General features: G+C 66.9%; 16 protein-coding genes and 2 pseudogenes. 13 read left to right on the forward strand and 5 right to left on the reverse strand.

Going from position 1 to position 14,990, the window contains the following annotated elements; translation table 11 throughout:
* Nucleotides 1-78: 78 nt before the first annotated feature.
* A pseudogene (locus SSPN_RS51735) lies at nt 79-204 on the reverse strand (transposase); the annotation flags it as partial.
* Nucleotides 205-495: 291 nt separating this feature from the next.
* On the opposite strand from SSPN_RS51735, the gene SSPN_RS0123295 reads away from it, so the two are divergent.
* The 13 genes and pseudogenes from SSPN_RS0123295 (at nt 496) to SSPN_RS0123350 (ending at nt 11,518) form a co-directional block, all read left to right on the forward strand.
* Entirely contained in the window at nt 496-867 is a 372-nt protein-coding gene (locus tag SSPN_RS0123295) for a PadR family transcriptional regulator (RefSeq protein WP_029535650.1), read from the forward strand.
* Complete coding sequence (locus SSPN_RS0123300; RefSeq protein WP_010309625.1) at nt 864-2,237, forward strand: permease prefix domain 1-containing protein; 1,374 nt, start codon at nt 864-866, stop codon at nt 2,235-2,237. Before SSPN_RS0123295 ends, SSPN_RS0123300 begins: the two co-directional genes overlap by 4 nt.
* Nucleotides 2,238-2,724: 487 nt before the next feature.
* Entirely contained in the window at nt 2,725-3,972 is a 1,248-nt protein-coding gene (locus tag SSPN_RS45285; protein WP_170121577.1) for an ATP-grasp domain-containing protein, read from the forward strand.
* A gap of 127 nt (nt 3,973-4,099) precedes the next feature.
* Entirely contained in the window at nt 4,100-4,885 is a 786-nt protein-coding gene (locus SSPN_RS56975) for a HalD/BesD family halogenase (protein ID WP_010309631.1), read from the forward strand.
* Nucleotides 4,882-6,243: a 50S ribosomal protein L11 methyltransferase gene (locus SSPN_RS0123315; protein WP_010309634.1), complete on the forward strand. Its 1,362-nt coding sequence runs from the start codon at nt 4,882-4,884 to the stop codon at nt 6,241-6,243. The genes SSPN_RS56975 and SSPN_RS0123315 overlap by 4 nt, the downstream gene beginning before the upstream one ends.
* 16 nt (nt 6,244-6,259) lie before the next feature.
* Nucleotides 6,260-7,432: a GNAT family N-acetyltransferase gene (locus SSPN_RS0123320; RefSeq protein ID WP_010309636.1), complete on the forward strand. Its 1,173-nt coding sequence runs from the start codon at nt 6,260-6,262 to the stop codon at nt 7,430-7,432.
* A complete protein-coding gene (locus SSPN_RS0123325) occupies nt 7,432-8,658 on the forward strand; it encodes an MFS transporter (RefSeq protein WP_010309638.1) in 1,227 nt (408 codons plus the stop codon). The genes SSPN_RS0123320 and SSPN_RS0123325 overlap by 1 nt, the downstream gene beginning before the upstream one ends.
* 9 nt (nt 8,659-8,667) lie before the next feature.
* Nucleotides 8,668-9,204, forward strand: coding sequence for a GNAT family N-acetyltransferase (locus tag SSPN_RS0123330; protein WP_010309639.1), 537 nt, complete (start codon nt 8,668-8,670; stop codon nt 9,202-9,204).
* 288 nt (nt 9,205-9,492) lie between these two features.
* Nucleotides 9,493-10,047, forward strand: a complete 555-nt coding sequence (locus SSPN_RS62220) for a helix-turn-helix domain-containing protein (protein WP_337466372.1) — start codon at nt 9,493-9,495, stop codon at nt 10,045-10,047.
* Nucleotides 9,948-10,412, forward strand: a complete 465-nt coding sequence (locus SSPN_RS60210; RefSeq protein ID WP_337466373.1) for an integrase core domain-containing protein — start codon at nt 9,948-9,950, stop codon at nt 10,410-10,412. Before SSPN_RS62220 ends, SSPN_RS60210 begins: the two co-directional genes overlap by 100 nt.
* A gap of 33 nt (nt 10,413-10,445) precedes the next feature.
* A pseudogene (locus SSPN_RS0123340) lies at nt 10,446-10,736 on the forward strand (transposase); the annotation flags it as partial.
* 101 nt (nt 10,737-10,837) lie between these two features.
* Nucleotides 10,838-11,134 carry an integrase core domain-containing protein gene (locus SSPN_RS45295; protein ID WP_010309648.1) on the forward strand — a complete coding sequence of 99 codons (297 nt, stop codon included), beginning with the start codon at nt 10,838-10,840 and terminating at the stop codon, nt 11,132-11,134.
* A gap of 63 nt (nt 11,135-11,197) precedes the next feature.
* Nucleotides 11,198-11,518 (forward strand): hypothetical protein, encoded by a 321-nt coding sequence (locus SSPN_RS0123350; protein WP_010309651.1) that lies wholly within the window; start codon nt 11,198-11,200, stop codon nt 11,516-11,518.
* Nucleotides 11,519-12,056: 538 nt separating this feature from the next.
* Here the strand turns inward: SSPN_RS0123350 and SSPN_RS56980 are convergent.
* The 4 genes from SSPN_RS56980 to SSPN_RS60215 form a co-directional block, all read right to left on the reverse strand.
* Nucleotides 12,057-12,809, reverse strand: a complete 753-nt coding sequence (locus SSPN_RS56980; RefSeq protein WP_158309622.1) for a hypothetical protein — start codon at nt 12,807-12,809, stop codon at nt 12,057-12,059.
* Between the two features lie 22 nt (nt 12,810-12,831).
* The gene (locus SSPN_RS53865; protein ID WP_158309623.1) at nt 12,832-13,587 is read right to left on the reverse strand and encodes a hypothetical protein; all 756 of its coding nucleotides are present in this window, start codon (nt 13,585-13,587) and stop codon (nt 12,832-12,834) included.
* A gap of 458 nt (nt 13,588-14,045) precedes the next feature.
* The gene (locus SSPN_RS56985) at nt 14,046-14,411 is read right to left on the reverse strand and encodes a hypothetical protein (RefSeq protein WP_158309624.1); all 366 of its coding nucleotides are present in this window, start codon (nt 14,409-14,411) and stop codon (nt 14,046-14,048) included.
* A gap of 50 nt (nt 14,412-14,461) precedes the next feature.
* Nucleotides 14,462-14,990 (reverse strand): hypothetical protein (locus SSPN_RS60215; RefSeq protein WP_237710705.1); only part of this gene is annotated, 529 nt, incomplete at its 5' end.

Consider the following 14,990-nt stretch of genomic DNA (forward strand, 5'->3'; position numbering starts at 1 on the left):
CTGTCCCTCGGACACGATCATGGCGCAGGACCGTAGCGCCACCCACCCTGAACTGCAAAAACACCCCACTAGTTCAGTCAATAGATGCACCACACAGGTCTGCACGATCGCCTTGTCCCAGACCGTGGTGACCGCGTCGGGCAGGCCTTTGAGCCCGTCGCAGACGACCATGAGCACATCCTGGGTGCCACGGTTTTTGATCTCGGGTGGAAACAGCTCCGCCGCGACGGCGTGGATGATCGTGCCTTTCCTGCACGGATACCGACAAGTGCCCTGGCGCGACCTGCTTGAGCGCGGCAGGGGCGTCGTTCCCGCAGAAGCGGGCCGTCGACGGGGCTGTGTGGTCTCGCCGGCGTGGGGCGGGTCCGCCTTACGGCACATTCCGGTCAGCCGATGTCGCGAGTGTGCCTTGCCGACGATCCGGACATTGGCCCGAATGATACCTAGAGCTACAATGCATTATAGATCTAGGCACTAGGCGTGGGAGGTGGTTTGGTGAGGGTCACCAAAGATCTCGTGGCCGCCTCGGCGTCACCGATGGTGCTGGGCATCCTGGCCGAGGGGGAAAGCTACGGCTACGCCATCCTCAGGCGGATCAACGAGTTGTCCGGTGGAGAGCTGGACTGGACCGAGGGGCTGCTTTACCCGTTGCTGCATCGGCTTGAACGCCTCGGCTATGTGGAGTCGAGCTGGCAGTCGGTTACCGGGGAGCGGCGGCGCAAGTACTACCGCATCACCAGCAGTGGCTTGGCTGAGCTTGCCGAGCAACGCCGCCAGTGGGACACGGTGGTGGATGCGCTTAAGAAGGTCTGGCTCGCCGCCGGTGATTTGACGACGATAGCGAGCCCGCTGGAGGGCCAGGCATGACAGCACCAGACGGTCAGAGCGAACTGGAGCACCAGTTCGCTCAGTGGCGTCACTACGTGCAGCGTCGCCCAGAGTTACGGCGCTCCGACGCGGAAGAGCTCGAAGACCATCTCCGGGATTCCGTCGATGAGCTCATCGCCGTTGGGCTACGCGCCGACGAGGCGTTCCTGGTCGCGGTCAAACGCATGGGTGGCCTGGATGACCTCTCCCGCGAGTTCGCCCGTGAGCATTCCGAACGGCTGTGGAAGCAACTGGTTCTGACTGGCGAGACCGATAGCCCGGTGGCGGACACCCGGCCGCGGCGTGACCTGCTCGCGATCGTCATCTGCGCGGCGGGCGCGGCAGCATCGGTCAAGGCGCCGGCGCTGTTCGGGATGAACATCCACGAGGATGCCGCGTTCTACGGGCCCAACGTCGGCCTGTTCGCGCTGCCCTGGCTAGCCGCCTTCCTGGCCTGGCGCCGTCAGGCCAGGCCAGTGCTGATCGCGGTACTGGCGGCGTTGTTCGGGCTCGGCGCCGTGGCGGCCAATGTCTACCCGCTCGCGGAGGACTCCCAGTCGGTGGTCCTGACCAGCATCCATCTCCCGATCGCCCTGTGGTTCGTGGTCGGTTTAGCCTACGTGGCCGACGATCTGCGCTCCGCGCGCCGACGAATGGACTTCATCCGCTTCACCGGCGAATGGTTCATCTACCTCTCGCTCATCGGCTCCGGCGGCGGTGGGCTGATCGCGTTCATTTTCGGAACCTTCAAAGCCATCGGAATCGTCCCGGAGGAGTTCATCACGCAGTGGGTTCTTCCCTGCGGTGGTGTGGCAGCGGTAGTGGTCGCCGGGTGGCTCGTCGAGGCCAAGCAGAGCGTTATCGAGAACATAGCCCCGGTACTCGCGAGACTGTTCACCCCGCTGTTCACCGTCATGATGCTGGCGTTCCTCGTCACCCTCGGCTGGACCAGCGTCGGCATCGATGTCGAGCGGGAAGCGCTGATCCTGTTCGACCTCCTGCTGGCCGTGGTACTGGGCTTGCTGCTCTACTCAATCTCAGCCCGCGATCCGCTGGCCCCGTCCGGCCTGTTCGACAAGCTGCAGCTCGCCCTCGTGCTCAGCGCGTTGGCCATCGACGTGCTGGTACTGCTGGCAATCACCGGACGCATCACCGAGTACGGCACCACACCCAACAAGGCGGCCGCGCTCGGCGAGAACGTCATCCTGCTGGCCAATCTCGCCTGGTCCGCATGGCTGGTGGCGGGATTCGTCCGCCGGACCACACCGTTCACAGCGCTCGAGCGCTGGCAGACCGGCTACCTCCCCGTGTACGCCGCGTGGGCCTGGATCGTCGCCCTGGTCTTTCCCCCATTGTTCAGCCACCTCTGACCAGGTCCCGGCCAATGACGCCAATAGCGACAACCGGACCGGTTTCGCGGACACGAGTAGCAACACCGCGATCCAACCGAGTCGATCAGGGGCCGTTCCGTTGGTTTCTGCTGTTCCGATCCAGTCACAACTCCCGCTTGGCGGGGTTTCTGTCGGACCCGTGCCGAGCATCGGGCTACGTGCCACCCACGAGCGCGCTCGACGGACCAGCTCACCGAGAAGTAGGTCGGAGCACCGTTAGCGGGAAAAGTGGGGTTATCGGCGTTGCACTAAGCACGATGGACCATTTGAGGTAATGCGATGTAGCCCAACCGGCTGGTTGGCGTGTTGATGTTGCGGTTGAATGCCGCGTTACGCGTCCCGGGCAAATTCGACTTAAATGTCGCCTGTATCACAATTCTGTTACTTCTGACGGACTGTCGCTTAGAGTACCTCTCCGGGTTCAGCCAGCGATAAATAGTCGCTGGCTCCGTCTGGGGGGATGGGAATGTCGCCGAGGCTGCTGCTTCTGGGTGCCGGTGATCCGGATTATCGAGGATATTCGCTCGAAGCATTGGCGAGCAATTTCCGGGTAACCCTTCTCGACGCATCCGCCAACGAATGGCAGAGGAGCGTCGTCGACGAGCACGTCGACCTTGCGCATCGCGACCCGGCACTCGTTTCCGACTACGTCGACCGTAACCAGGGTCGCTTTGACGGAATCTTCACCTATGACGAGTTCTCTGTCGAAGCGGCGGCCGAGGCCGGCGCAGACGCTGGCTTGCGCGCTAACCCGGTCGCGACCGCCCGGGCATGCCGGGACAAGGCTGAGATGCGGGCACGGCTGGCGGCCGGCAACGTCCCGTCGGCCCGCAGCGTCCAGGTCGACTCCCGCGACGCGGCGCGGGGTGCAGCCCGGGAAATCGGCTACCCGGTCGTGCTGAAGCCGCAAGCGCTGGCCGGGAGCATCGGCGTGATCCGGGTCGACGCCGACTCCGAGCTGGAGGTCGCCTACGACATCGCCAGCAACTCGGGCCACGGGACGTACGGCTCATCCGACAGGCGGCTCCTGGTCGAGGAATACCTCGACGGGCCGGAGATCTCGGTGGAGTGCGTCGTCCAGGACGGCGTTCCCGAGGTCCTGGCCATCACACGCAAGTCTCTCGGGCCAGCACCGTATTTCGAGGAGATCGGGCACGTGGTCGCGCCGGGGGAGCCGGTGACCGCCGACGACTCCACGATCGTCTCGGTGGTCCGGGCCGCGAACTCGGCCGTCGAGATCGCCTGGGGCGCGACCCACACCGAGTTGCGGCTGACCCGCACCGGGCCCCGCGTGGTCGAGATCGGAGCCCGGCCCGGCGGCGACCTGATCCCGCTGCTCGTGCGGCTGGCGACCGGGAGGGACCAGGTCGTCGAGGCCGCCGCCGCGGTGTGCGGGGTGGGCCTGCCGGCCGTGCCCGCAGGCCCCGAAGGGGGCGGGCCGGCGGCCGCTGCGATCCGCTTCATCTACCCGCCGGCGGAGAGCAGGCTGGTGGGCCTGCACCTCGACCCAGAGATCGAGTCCGCTCCCTGGCTGCATGCCTTCACGCGTGAGGTCGAATTCGGAACCGTGCTCCGGACGCCACCCCACGCCTTTCTCGATCGCATCGGATTCGCCGTCGTCCGGGCTGAATCCACCAATCGCTGTCAGCAGTATCTCGACGCCGTCGAGAACGGACTGACCGTCAGCTGCAATCGATTGGCCGACGCCGTCTGATCGACCTTCCGAAACGCAGGAAATCCGACTCGGGCCGATGGCGTCCCCGGAGTTGCAATCTCAGCGGGGTGAGTGGTTACGCACTCGCTTATCGAAAAAGCGGAAATAGAGGAAATAAGGAGGACATATGCCCGCAATCGCCACAATCCGGGAGTCGCTGGACTCCATTCGAGCGGCCATCGACGACCACTTCGCGTCCGAGGCGATGCAGTCGCAGATTCCCGATCTACGTCGCAGTTACCAGGAAACCGACTTCGCCGAGATCATCGGATTCACCCCGCCTTGGGTGTTCGACACCGCCCTCCGCGAGGTCGAGGAGCTCTTCGACCGGCAGGCGAACCGGCGCGACATCGTCGTCGCCCAGAGCGGCAACACCCCGCGCAAATACTCCAACCTCGACCGCGACGCGCTCGCGGCCGGCAGCACCGTCGTCCCGGAGTTGTTCGACAGCCGCGCGCTGCGGAGTTACCTCGATCAGATCGTCGGCGAGACTGTTCTGCCGGTGCCCTACACGCCCGAGGAGTACATCGCCGCGCGGCTGCACCAGGCCGGTGACGTGCACGGATGGCACTGGGACGACTACACCTGGGCGCTCGTCTGGATCTTCAAGATTCCGGACCAGACGATCGGTGGCAGTGTCGACTTCATCGCGCGCGCCCCGTGGGACCGCGAGAATCCGCGGGTCGACGAGCTCGTCGCGAAGGGTCCGGTGGCCAGCCGGCACCCGGGCGTCGGGAACGCGTACCTGCTCAAGGCCGACACTGCGCTGCACCGGGTCGCGCCACTCTCCGAGGACGCCGAGCGAATGATCGTCTGCTACACATTCGCCACCGAGTCGGACCTGACCCGGCCCGTCGACCACTCCAGCATGGAGGACCTGTACCCGGAGGCCCACGAGCGGCACTTCGGATGATCGGAACCCACACCTCGGTCTCCACCGCGGCTGAGTTGCTCCGTCGAGCGAACCTGACCGGTCTGCTCGACGGGCGGCGTCGTGCGTGCCTCAACACGTGGGAACCGTGGCTCACCGGGGAGGCGCTGAACGGTGCCTCCCCGGAGGGGACCGCGGCATCACCGCGCGAGGAGCTGGCCCGGCTGCTGCACACTGGCGTCCACGTCGGGCACGGTTCGATCCGGGACGACGTCGGGCGGGCGCTGGTCGCCGCCGGCCTCGTGACGTCCGACGACGGCATCTACCGCACCGGCCGGTGGCGGCTGAGCGCCTTCGCTGGGCTGCTGATCGCCGCCGACCGCGACTACGGCACCGAGCACGAGGTGCACCTGGGCGAGGACTCGCTGCGGTTCGCCCAGGCCGTCCTCGCCGCGGCACCGCGGGGCACGGTACTCGACGTCGGCTCCGGATCCGGGGTCTCCTCGGCGGCCGCCGCGCGGACCGCGGGCTCGGTCCGCGCGATCGACGTCCTCCCGGACGCGGTGGAGGCCACCGGGCTGACCTGCGCGCTCAACCCCGGCGGCGCCGAGGTCACCACCGAGGTCCGGAACTTCGCGGACATCGACCTTGCCGAGTTCGATCACGTGATCGTGAACCTGCCGGGCGTCCCGGTACCCGCGGGGATGCCGTACCCGACGGCCGGGAACGGCGGCCCGGATGGACTCGATCTGATCCGGACGTTCTGGAAGCAACTGGCTGCCGGCCCACCGCGGCGGGTGACCATGCGGTTCCAGAGCATGGGCGGCGTTGAACCCGAGGTGCTCAGCGAGCTCAGCGAAGCGTTCCCGCTGCACACGATCTCGATTGGCGTCGACTCCGCGGTGCCGATGCGGCTCCGGGACGCGATCACCGCGGAGCGGATCGCCGCGATTACCGGGGCCGACCCGGACGATGTCGTCGGGCAGCTGTCGGACGCCCGCCGGACCGGCGGCCGAACAACGTATTTCTGCTCGACCATGAACCTCACACCCGGCGGGCCCGAGTTGGACTACGCGGCACCGCTGATGAGGCTCGATCCGGAGGGTCTGTGGCGGCGCGGCCCGCTCCTCTCGATCGACGACGCGGCCGTGTGGACCGAGTACTGCTCGCGACTGCGACTGATGCCCGACGAGTTCTGGTCGGTCCAGGGCGAGGAGCACGTGCGCACCGTGGGCCGCGACATGCACGTCATCGGCGGCGACCTCGCCGCGGGGAAGTCGCCCGCGGACGTGGCAGGCGCGCACATCCAGGCCGGGCCCGCTGCCCGGGTCGGCCTGGAGCTGGCCATTGTGCTGCTCGCCGAGGTACTCGACGACATCGGGATCCTGCGCTCCCGGTAGATGCAAGGAGTGACGAGTGGTATCAGGCTCAGGCTGGATCGTGCACGACTCGATCGGCGACGTGGACGCCGACGAGTGGAACAACGTCGTCGTCCTGGCGGGGGGCTCGGCCTTCCACAGCCATGAGTGGCTGACGGCGTACGAGACGGCACCACCGGCGCCGGTGTTCCACGCCCGCCACCTCTGCCACCGGACCGACGGGCGCCTCGACGCCGTCGCACCGTTCTACGAGGTGCAGGAGGACCCACACTACGTCGGCTACGGCCCCGACTACGACTTCGACCACCCGATCCTGCACACGCGGATGCTGGTCGGGCACTCGTGGTACTCGTACTTCAACGGGATCTGCTCGCTCGTCGATCCCGCAGAGATCGTCGACGACCTCGTCGGCACCGTCGGTGAGGTCGCGACCGATCTCGGCGTGTCCGTTTTCGGCTTCCCGGGGGTCCCCGAGCCCGACCCACTCGGCCCCGAACTGGAACGACGCGGCTTCAGCCCCGTCTACACCGAGGCGACCAGCGGCGTCGACTTCGCGGGGACGGCGGAGGCGCACCTGGCCACACTGCGGAGCCAGAAGTTCCGCCGGGAGTTCCGCCGGCTGTCCAACAAGGCGAGCCGGTCGGGTGCGCACATCCGGACGACCATCGAGTCCGGCGACGTCGAGCGGTTCGCGAAGCTCGTCGAGGACGTCTGCGCGCGGCACGGCGTCGCGACGATCAACCCGCCGGAGAACCTGTACAGCATCTTCGAGTACCTGCGCGAGTACGTGCACTTCGTGAGCATCTGGCTGGACGACGAGCTGCTCGGCGGCTTCGTCCTGATGCACTTCGAGGACACGCTCTACGCCTGGATCGCGGGCCTCAACTACAACCACCACAAGGAACTCGGCACATACTACGCGCTCTACGCCCAGACCCTGGAGCTCGCCGAACGCCTGGGCGTGAAGCGGATCGAGATGGGTCGCAGTATGTACGGCTTCAAGGTCCGGATGGGGTTCCACCCGCAGCCGCTGGTCAGCTGGTTCTCCGGCGTCGGCCCGGATGGCCGCGAGCTCGTCCGCGAGGGGATTGCCAGCCTGGAGGAGCACTGCCGCACTCGTAGCCGGATCGCGGAGGCGTACGAGAACAACAAGCTGGAGATCCCCGAGGTGTTCGCCGGGCCGCCGCGGTTCGCTGCGGGTGGTGCCTAATGGCGGCGAGACTGCGGGAGCGCCTGTCCTTCTGGCAGACGGCACTGCTGGGCGGGCTGGCCCTTGGCACGATATTCGGTCTGGTCGAAGGCTTCTCGCTGTTCTCGCTCGCCTTCGCCCGTGATCTCGGGATCACCCGCGGCGAGGCGTCCAGCATGTACTCAGTACACCTGCTGTGCAGCACGCTGTCGGCGCCGCTGGTCGGCAGGCTCGTCGACCGGTACGGGCCGGGGCGGGTTGTGCCGATCGGGTTCGTCGTCATCGGGGTGGGGCTGGTCCTCGCGTCGTGGGCGACGGCGCTCTGGCACTTCTACCTCGTGTACGGTCTCGTCCTTGCGTCGGCGACGACCGTGGTGATCGTCGCCGCCCAGGTCATGGTGTCGAACTCGTACCCGACGGAGTTCCGCGGACGAGCACTCGGCCTGGCCTACGCGTGCGTCGGGCTCGGGAACTTCGTGCTGTTCAACCTGCTCGGCCAGGTCATCTCCGAGTCCGGGTGGCGGACCGCCTATCTGGTCGCCGGGGTGGTCGCCGTCGTCGTCGCGCTGGCGTTCTTCCTGCTGCACCGACGGCTGCCCGCACCGACCCGGACCGAGGAGTCCGACGAGGCCGCGGCAACCGTCCGGATCGGTGTCGTCCTGGCACGCCCGGCGTTCTGGTTCCTGTTCGTCGCCGCAGGCGCCGCGAGCGTACTCGACTTCGTCGTCTTCCAACACCTCGCGCCGTTCCTGGTGACGTCCGGCTACTCGGAGGCGTCCGCCGGGTTCGTCCTGAGTATCGCGTCGCTGGGCTACATCGCGGGGCAGCTCACCGCCGGGGCGGCGTCGGACCGGTGGGGGCGGGAGCGCACCGGGGTTGCCGCCGGGGTGGCGTACATCGCGCTGCTCGTCGGAGCCGCGCAGTTGCCAGCGCAATGGCTGGTCGCCGTCCTGGCGGCAGGGCTGGGCCTCGTCGTCGGGGGGGTGATCGGTGCCCGCAGCGCGGGCACCGGCGACATATTCGCGGGGCCCGTCCTCGGTCGAGTGTCCGGCCTCGTGCAGGTCGGTAGCGCGCTCGGCGCCGCGGCCGCGACCTGGCTGGGCGGCTTCGCGTTCGACCTCACCGGCGGATACGGGCTGACTTTCGGCATCGCCGCTGTCGCGGCCCTCGTGTGGTGCATGACCTTCATCGCGGCGGCGCCGCGCCGTGGGTCCCGGCTGGGCGTCGAGGCGGCCACCGGCTCGTAGGATCGGGAGATGGCACAACCTACCGATGCCGCCGAGGTCCGCCCGGTGACCGTCCGCGATCCGGAGGTCATCGCACTGATCGAGGCACTCGACAGCGACTTGGCTGAATCCGAGTACACCGAGAACGAGAGCTTCGGGTACTCGACGCACGAGCTGAAGTCCGGGTCGGTGCACCTGGTCGGGGCGAGCGTCGGAGACCGGCTGGTCGGCATCGGCGGCATCGAGCTCCAGGACGGCGGGTTCGCCGAGCTGAAGCGGTTCTACGTGGCGCCCGGTCTCCGCGGCCACGGACTCGCCGACGCGATCCTCGACGCGCTCGAACGGCACGCCCGCGACCACGGGGCGGTCGTGCTCCGGCTGGAGACCGGGGACCGGCAGAAGGCAGCGATCTCCTTCTACCGCCGGCGCGGCTTCCAGGTGGTCCCCAGGTTCGGGCCCTACGTCGACAGCGAGGCGTCGGTCTGCATGCAGCGCGACCTCTTAAGCCAGCGCGGCACCCTCACCACCGACACCGCTGAGCGGAACTCGAACCTGCCCTTGCCGTAAACCTCATCCGCCCTGTTCAGAAGCGGCGGGCACGGTGTAGGGGGAGGTCGACCGTAGTCGCTCGAGCGGACGCTTTCGCTGCTGTCGAGCATCACGGCATGATGATCGACTGTGCTGTTGCGACTGGCCTACCTGGGCGTGACAAACACGTTCGCCATGCTGCGCCTGCTGCCGATGAGCGACCGGGACAAGGACGTCGAGATCCTGGCCTTGCGCCATCAGATCACGGTGCTAGAACGTCAACTCGGTCAAGCCAGGGTGCGGTTCACCCCAGCTGATCGAGCGATCATGGCGGCGCTTCTGTACCCGCTGCCAAGGAATCTTTTGCACAGGCTGCGGTTGCTGGTACGCCCGGACACGGTGCTGCGCTGGCACCGCGACCTGGTCACACGCCGTCACGCGACCCTCTCCAAGCCGAAGCGCCCTGGACGACCACGCATCGTTCGCTCTATCCGGGCTTTGATGCTGCGCCTGGCAAAAGACAACCCCAGCTGGGGATACCGCCGAATCCACGGCGAACTGCTCGTCCTGGAAGTGAAAGTGGCCGCCTCGACCGTCTGGGAAATCGTGCAGGCAGCCGGGATCGACCCCGCACCTGACCGGAACTCCAGCACATGGGCGGACTTCCTGCGTCCCAGGCCGACGCCTTGCCGGCCTGTGACTTCTTCGAAACCGTCACCCTATCCAGTACAAGGATGTACGTCCTCACCGTCATCGAACACGCCACCAGGCGGATCCGGATCCTGGGCACCACCGCACACCCGACGGCCGCGCGGGTCACCCAAACCGCACAGAATCTCGTCATGGACCTCGAAGACGCAGACTACCGGGCGCGATTCCTGATTCGCGACCGCGACGGCAAATTCCCCGCCCTATTCGATACCGTCCTGACAGAGACAGGGATCAAGGTCGTGCTCAGCGGCATCAAGATGCCGAGAATAACCTCAATCATGGAAAGATGGGTGCAGACCTGCCGCCGCGAACTCCTGGACCGCACACTGATCTGGAACCAGCGGCACCTGCTCCACGCCCTACGGGAATTCGAAGACTTCTACAACCCCCACCGACCTCACCAAGGCATCGCGAACGCCCGCCCGCTACGTCCCTTGCCTGCGCCGACCGCCAAACCGGAGCAACTCGATCCCCTCAACATCCGTCGACACGACCGGCTGGGTGGCATCCTTCACGAGTACCACCACGCAGCATGACCTGCACGGATATGGTTTTCGGCAAGCACAACGGCTTCGGCGGCGGTGGACTGGCGGCTGTTCCTGCCGGAAAGCTGGGACGATGACTGTGCTGTGGGTGCTGAGGCGGAACGCATCGCCGCCCGCCGGGCCCGGTGCGCCATCCCGGCCGAGGTCGGGCATCGCCCGAAGTGGCAGTTGGCGCTGGACATGCTCGACGAACTCGCCGCCTGGGGCCACTTCCCGCCGGTCGTGGCCGGTGATGCAGGTTATGGGGACAACACGACCTTCCGGCTGGAGCCGACCCGACGCGATCTGCCGTATGTGCTGGCCGCCAAAGGCAGTGTGCACCACCGCATCATCGGCGCACCGCTCTACTAGGGTCTGTTTCAGATGTCAGAGCCACTCGTTGATAGACGCGATGACCACCGTGGGGGATCAAGGTCGTGCTCAGCGGCATCAAGATGCCGAGAATGAACTCAATCATGGAAAGATGGGTGCAGACCTGCCGCCGCGAACTCCTGGACCGCACACTGATCTGGAACCAGCGGCACCTGCTCCACGCCTTACGGGAATTCGAAGACTTCTACAACTCCCACCGACCTCACCAAGGCATCGCGAACGCCCGCCCGCTACGTCCCTTGCCTGCGCCGACCGCCAAACCGGAGCAACTCGATCCCCTCAACATCCGTCGACACGACCGGCTGGGTGGCATCCTTCACGAGTACCACCACGCAGCATGACCTGCACGGATATGGTTTTCGCCAAGCGCAGGGGTCGGCTGGGCCTGCGCTGGAGCGTGACCGGTGAGCATCAGCGCCACCGCTGCGATCCGGATCCTGGGCGCCACCGCACACCCGACGGCCGCGCGGGTCACCCAAACCGCACAGAATCTCGTCATGGACCTCGAAGACGCAGACTGCCGGGCGCGATTCCTGATTCGCGACCGCGACGGCAAATTCCCCGCCCTATTCGATACCGTCCTGACAGAGACAGGGATCAAGGTCGTGCTCAGCGGCATCAAGATGCCGAGAATGAACTCAATCATGGAAAGATGGGTGCAGACCTGCCGCCGCGAACTCCTGGACCGCACACTGATCTGGAACCAGCGGCATACCTGGGCGTGACAAACACGTTCGCCATGCTGCGCCTGCTGCCGATGAGCGACCGGGACAAGGACGTCGAGATCCTGGCCTTGCGCCATCAGATCACGGTGCTAGAACGTCAACTCGGTCAAGCCAAGGTGCGGTTCACCCCAGCTGATCGAGCGATCATGGCGGCGCTTCTGTACCCGCTGCCAAGGAATCTTTTGCACAGGCTGCGGTTGCTGGTACGCCCGGACACGGTGCTGCGCTGGCACCGCAACCTGGTCACACGCCGTCACGCGACCCTCTCCAAGCCGAAGCGCCCTGGACGACCACGCATCATTCGCTCTATCCGGGCTTTGATGCTGCGCCTGGCAAAAGACAACCCCAGCTGGGGATACCGCCGAATCCACGGCGAACTGCTCGTCCTGGAAGTGAAAGTGGCCGCCTCGACCGTCTGGGAAATCGTGCAGGCAGCCGGGATCGACCCCGCACCTGACCGGAACTCCAGCACATGGGCGGACTTCCTGCGTCCCAGGCCGACGCCTTGCCGGCCTGTGACTTCTTCGAAACCGTCACCCTATCCAGTACAAGGATGTACGTCCTCACCGTCATCGAACACGCCACCAGGCGGATCCGGATCCTGGGCGCCACCGCACACCCGACGGCCGCGTGGGTCACCCAAACCGCAAAGAATCTCGTCATGGACCTCGAAGACGCAGACTACCGGGCCGCCGAACGCCGCGACAATCGTGTCCAGCACGACCCCGCGCAGCATTGCACGATCGCTGCGACGCCACTGATAAAGGCCGCCGATCGTTACGGCGACCAAGGAGTCCGTACCGAAGAAGCTCGTGAGGTAGTCAATCTCACGTCCGTCCAGGGCCTGCACCAGCTCATGCAGCACGTTCAGCTGCCGCCGGCTGGGCGGCCTGCCCAGCTCACCGGCACGCTGCGGTGCTGCCGTCCCGGCATCCTCCGCGCGGGGCGCGCTGGCGCCCTCCAGCCACGCCCATACCCCCCGCTCCGAGACGACGCCGCCGGTCACCTCGATTGCCCGGCCCGGGCCGAGGTACCGCACCAACTCAGAACTCGGGAGCCGGGCAGCCTCGCGCATCCCCCGCAGCTGGAACGAGAAGGGCTGCCCATGGTCACTGCCGTCCAGCCATGCCTGAGCCCTGGACTCGTCAACGCTGGTCAGCTCGGCCGCTCGGGCCGCGCCGAGGTGGCGCACCACTTCCTCGTCCGGGGCGTCGGCGGGAACAGCATTTCCCGCGACGTAGTCCACCACGTCTCCCAGAGTCCACGCCCCCCACTCCTGCATGGTGGGCAAACTGAGCACCGTCCGCGCGGCGTTAGACGGCCCCTCCGGCTGCCCCTGCGGGCGACCGCAGGAGCCCCTCGGTGATAGCCCCCAGAACAGCCCCGCGCAGCCTCCCAGCAACCTCCAATGAGGGCGCGCTGGCGCCCTCCAGCCACTCCCATACCTCCGACTCGCCCGGAGGAAAGTCGACGATGTCGGCCACCCCCGGGCCGAGGTAGCGCACCAGCTCAGAAATCGGAAGCCGGGCAGCCTCGCGCATCTCCCGCAGTTGGAACGGTAAGGGCTGGTCACGGCCGTCCAGCCATGCCTGAGCCGTGGACTCCGGCTGCCTCTGCGAGAACACCTGCAGGCCCCGCAGGGGGCCCAGCTCCCGCAGTCGGTCCGCCACCGCGACCGCTGCTTCCGGCCCGCCGAACGCCTCGACAATCGTGTCCAGCACAATCCCGCGCAGCACCGCTCGATCGCCGGGACGGCCGCGACGCCACTCGCGCACGTTTCCGCCGGTCACCCGGCTGATCTGCCAGTCCTCACCGAAAAAGCGCCTGAGGTAGTCAAGCTCACGACCGTCCAGGGCCTGCGCCAGCTCATGCAGCACTTTCAGCTTCCGCCGGCTGGGCTGCCTGCCCGGCTCACCGGCACGCTGCGGTGCCGGATCACCGAGCTCGCGCACCGGCACCTGGATGTCGGGCTTGCTCCCGGCACGCACCACCTGGTCCAGGCCACCGAGCCTGGCCACCTCTTCCCGCAGCTCGGCGCGGTACTCATTCTCCCCACGGACTTCTTCCACATCGACACCATCGGGCTCCAGCGGCTAAACGCCCTGTCCGTCATGGAAGTCCACACCCGCACCCTTCACATCCTCGGCGCCACCGCCCACCCCACCGCCGCCCGGGCCACTCAACACGCCCGGCAGCTGCTGCGGCAGCCCGGCGACCCCGCCGCCCCGAGGTCACAGTGCTACGCAGACAGGTCACCCCGCCGAAGCCTGCCTGGCCGGATCGCGCGCCGCTGGCCGCGCTCGCTCGGCTCCTGCCTCAACGACTCCGCGGCCACCGGATTGTCCCACCACACACCTTGCTCGCCTGGCATCGGCGCCTGGTCAAACAGAAGTGAACCCAGCCACCCCCACCAGGACACCCGCCGGTACCCGACCAGCTCCACCACCTGATCATCCAGCCCGGCACCGACAACCCCCTGGGGGGTCCCGACGCGTACACCGCGAACTACGCCGACTGGGATACAAAGTCAGCGTCTCGCACCCGCATCCCCCGACACAGCTGAACCCGCCTCCGACTGATCCCACGCACCGAGATCGAAGTCAGCCCACGCCGATACTCCCTCCGGCCCCTCAATCCGCTCGTCCCGCCCCTCCAGCAGGTCCCCGCCCACCCCGGTGTCCATCACGTCCCGGTCCTGCTTCTTCCGCCCCCGCTGCGCCACCTTCAACCGGAGCTCCGCCAACTCCGCCGCCTGCTCCTCAGTCAACTCCCCCCGCTCCGCCTCCGCCGACGGTATCGCCGAATCCGACGACACCGCAGCAACATCCAGACGATGCGAATCCCCATGTCCGGCGACCGAGTCCACATGGGAATCCGCATCTCGGCCGGTCATCCCACTCTGCGACGTCGGCTGCCCCACGGGCACACCAGAAGCATGTGGGGTCACCGCCGGTTTGTCCGGTGTTTGCGAGGAATGTACCTCCAGCGGCCGGTTCCCAGGCATATCCAGACCATGCGCCCCGGACACCTGATCGCCACCGGCAACGGGACCGGCGGATCCTGCCGGTCCTGCCCGGAACCTGCTCCCCCATCGGATTGTGCCGACAGCGGTGTGCCCTGCCGGTCCTGCCCCAAACCCACTACCTCACGGGAATACACCGGCGGCGGTGTGCCCTGCCGGTCCTCCCCGAAACCCACTACTCCATCGGAATATGCCGACAGCGGTGTGCCTTGCCGCTTCTGCCTGGAACCTGGCACGACCGGAACATCACGAGTCGGCTTCCCGCCTGGCACGCTGCCGCCGGCACCCTCCTTACTACCCTTAACGTCCGTGCCACCCGTGACGTCCTTGACGTCCTTGACGTCCTTGCCGTCCACAACAGCGGACACCACGGGGTCTTTACCGGAGGACACCGGCACCGCAGCCGAATTCACCGGCCCGACCGGGAGAACAGAGTCCACATCAGATGGT

Origin of the sequence: Saccharopolyspora spinosa NRRL 18395 (genome assembly GCF_000194155.1) — a bacterium.
In the GTDB taxonomy this organism is placed as follows: Bacteria; Actinomycetota; Actinomycetes; order Mycobacteriales; family Pseudonocardiaceae; genus Saccharopolyspora; species Saccharopolyspora spinosa.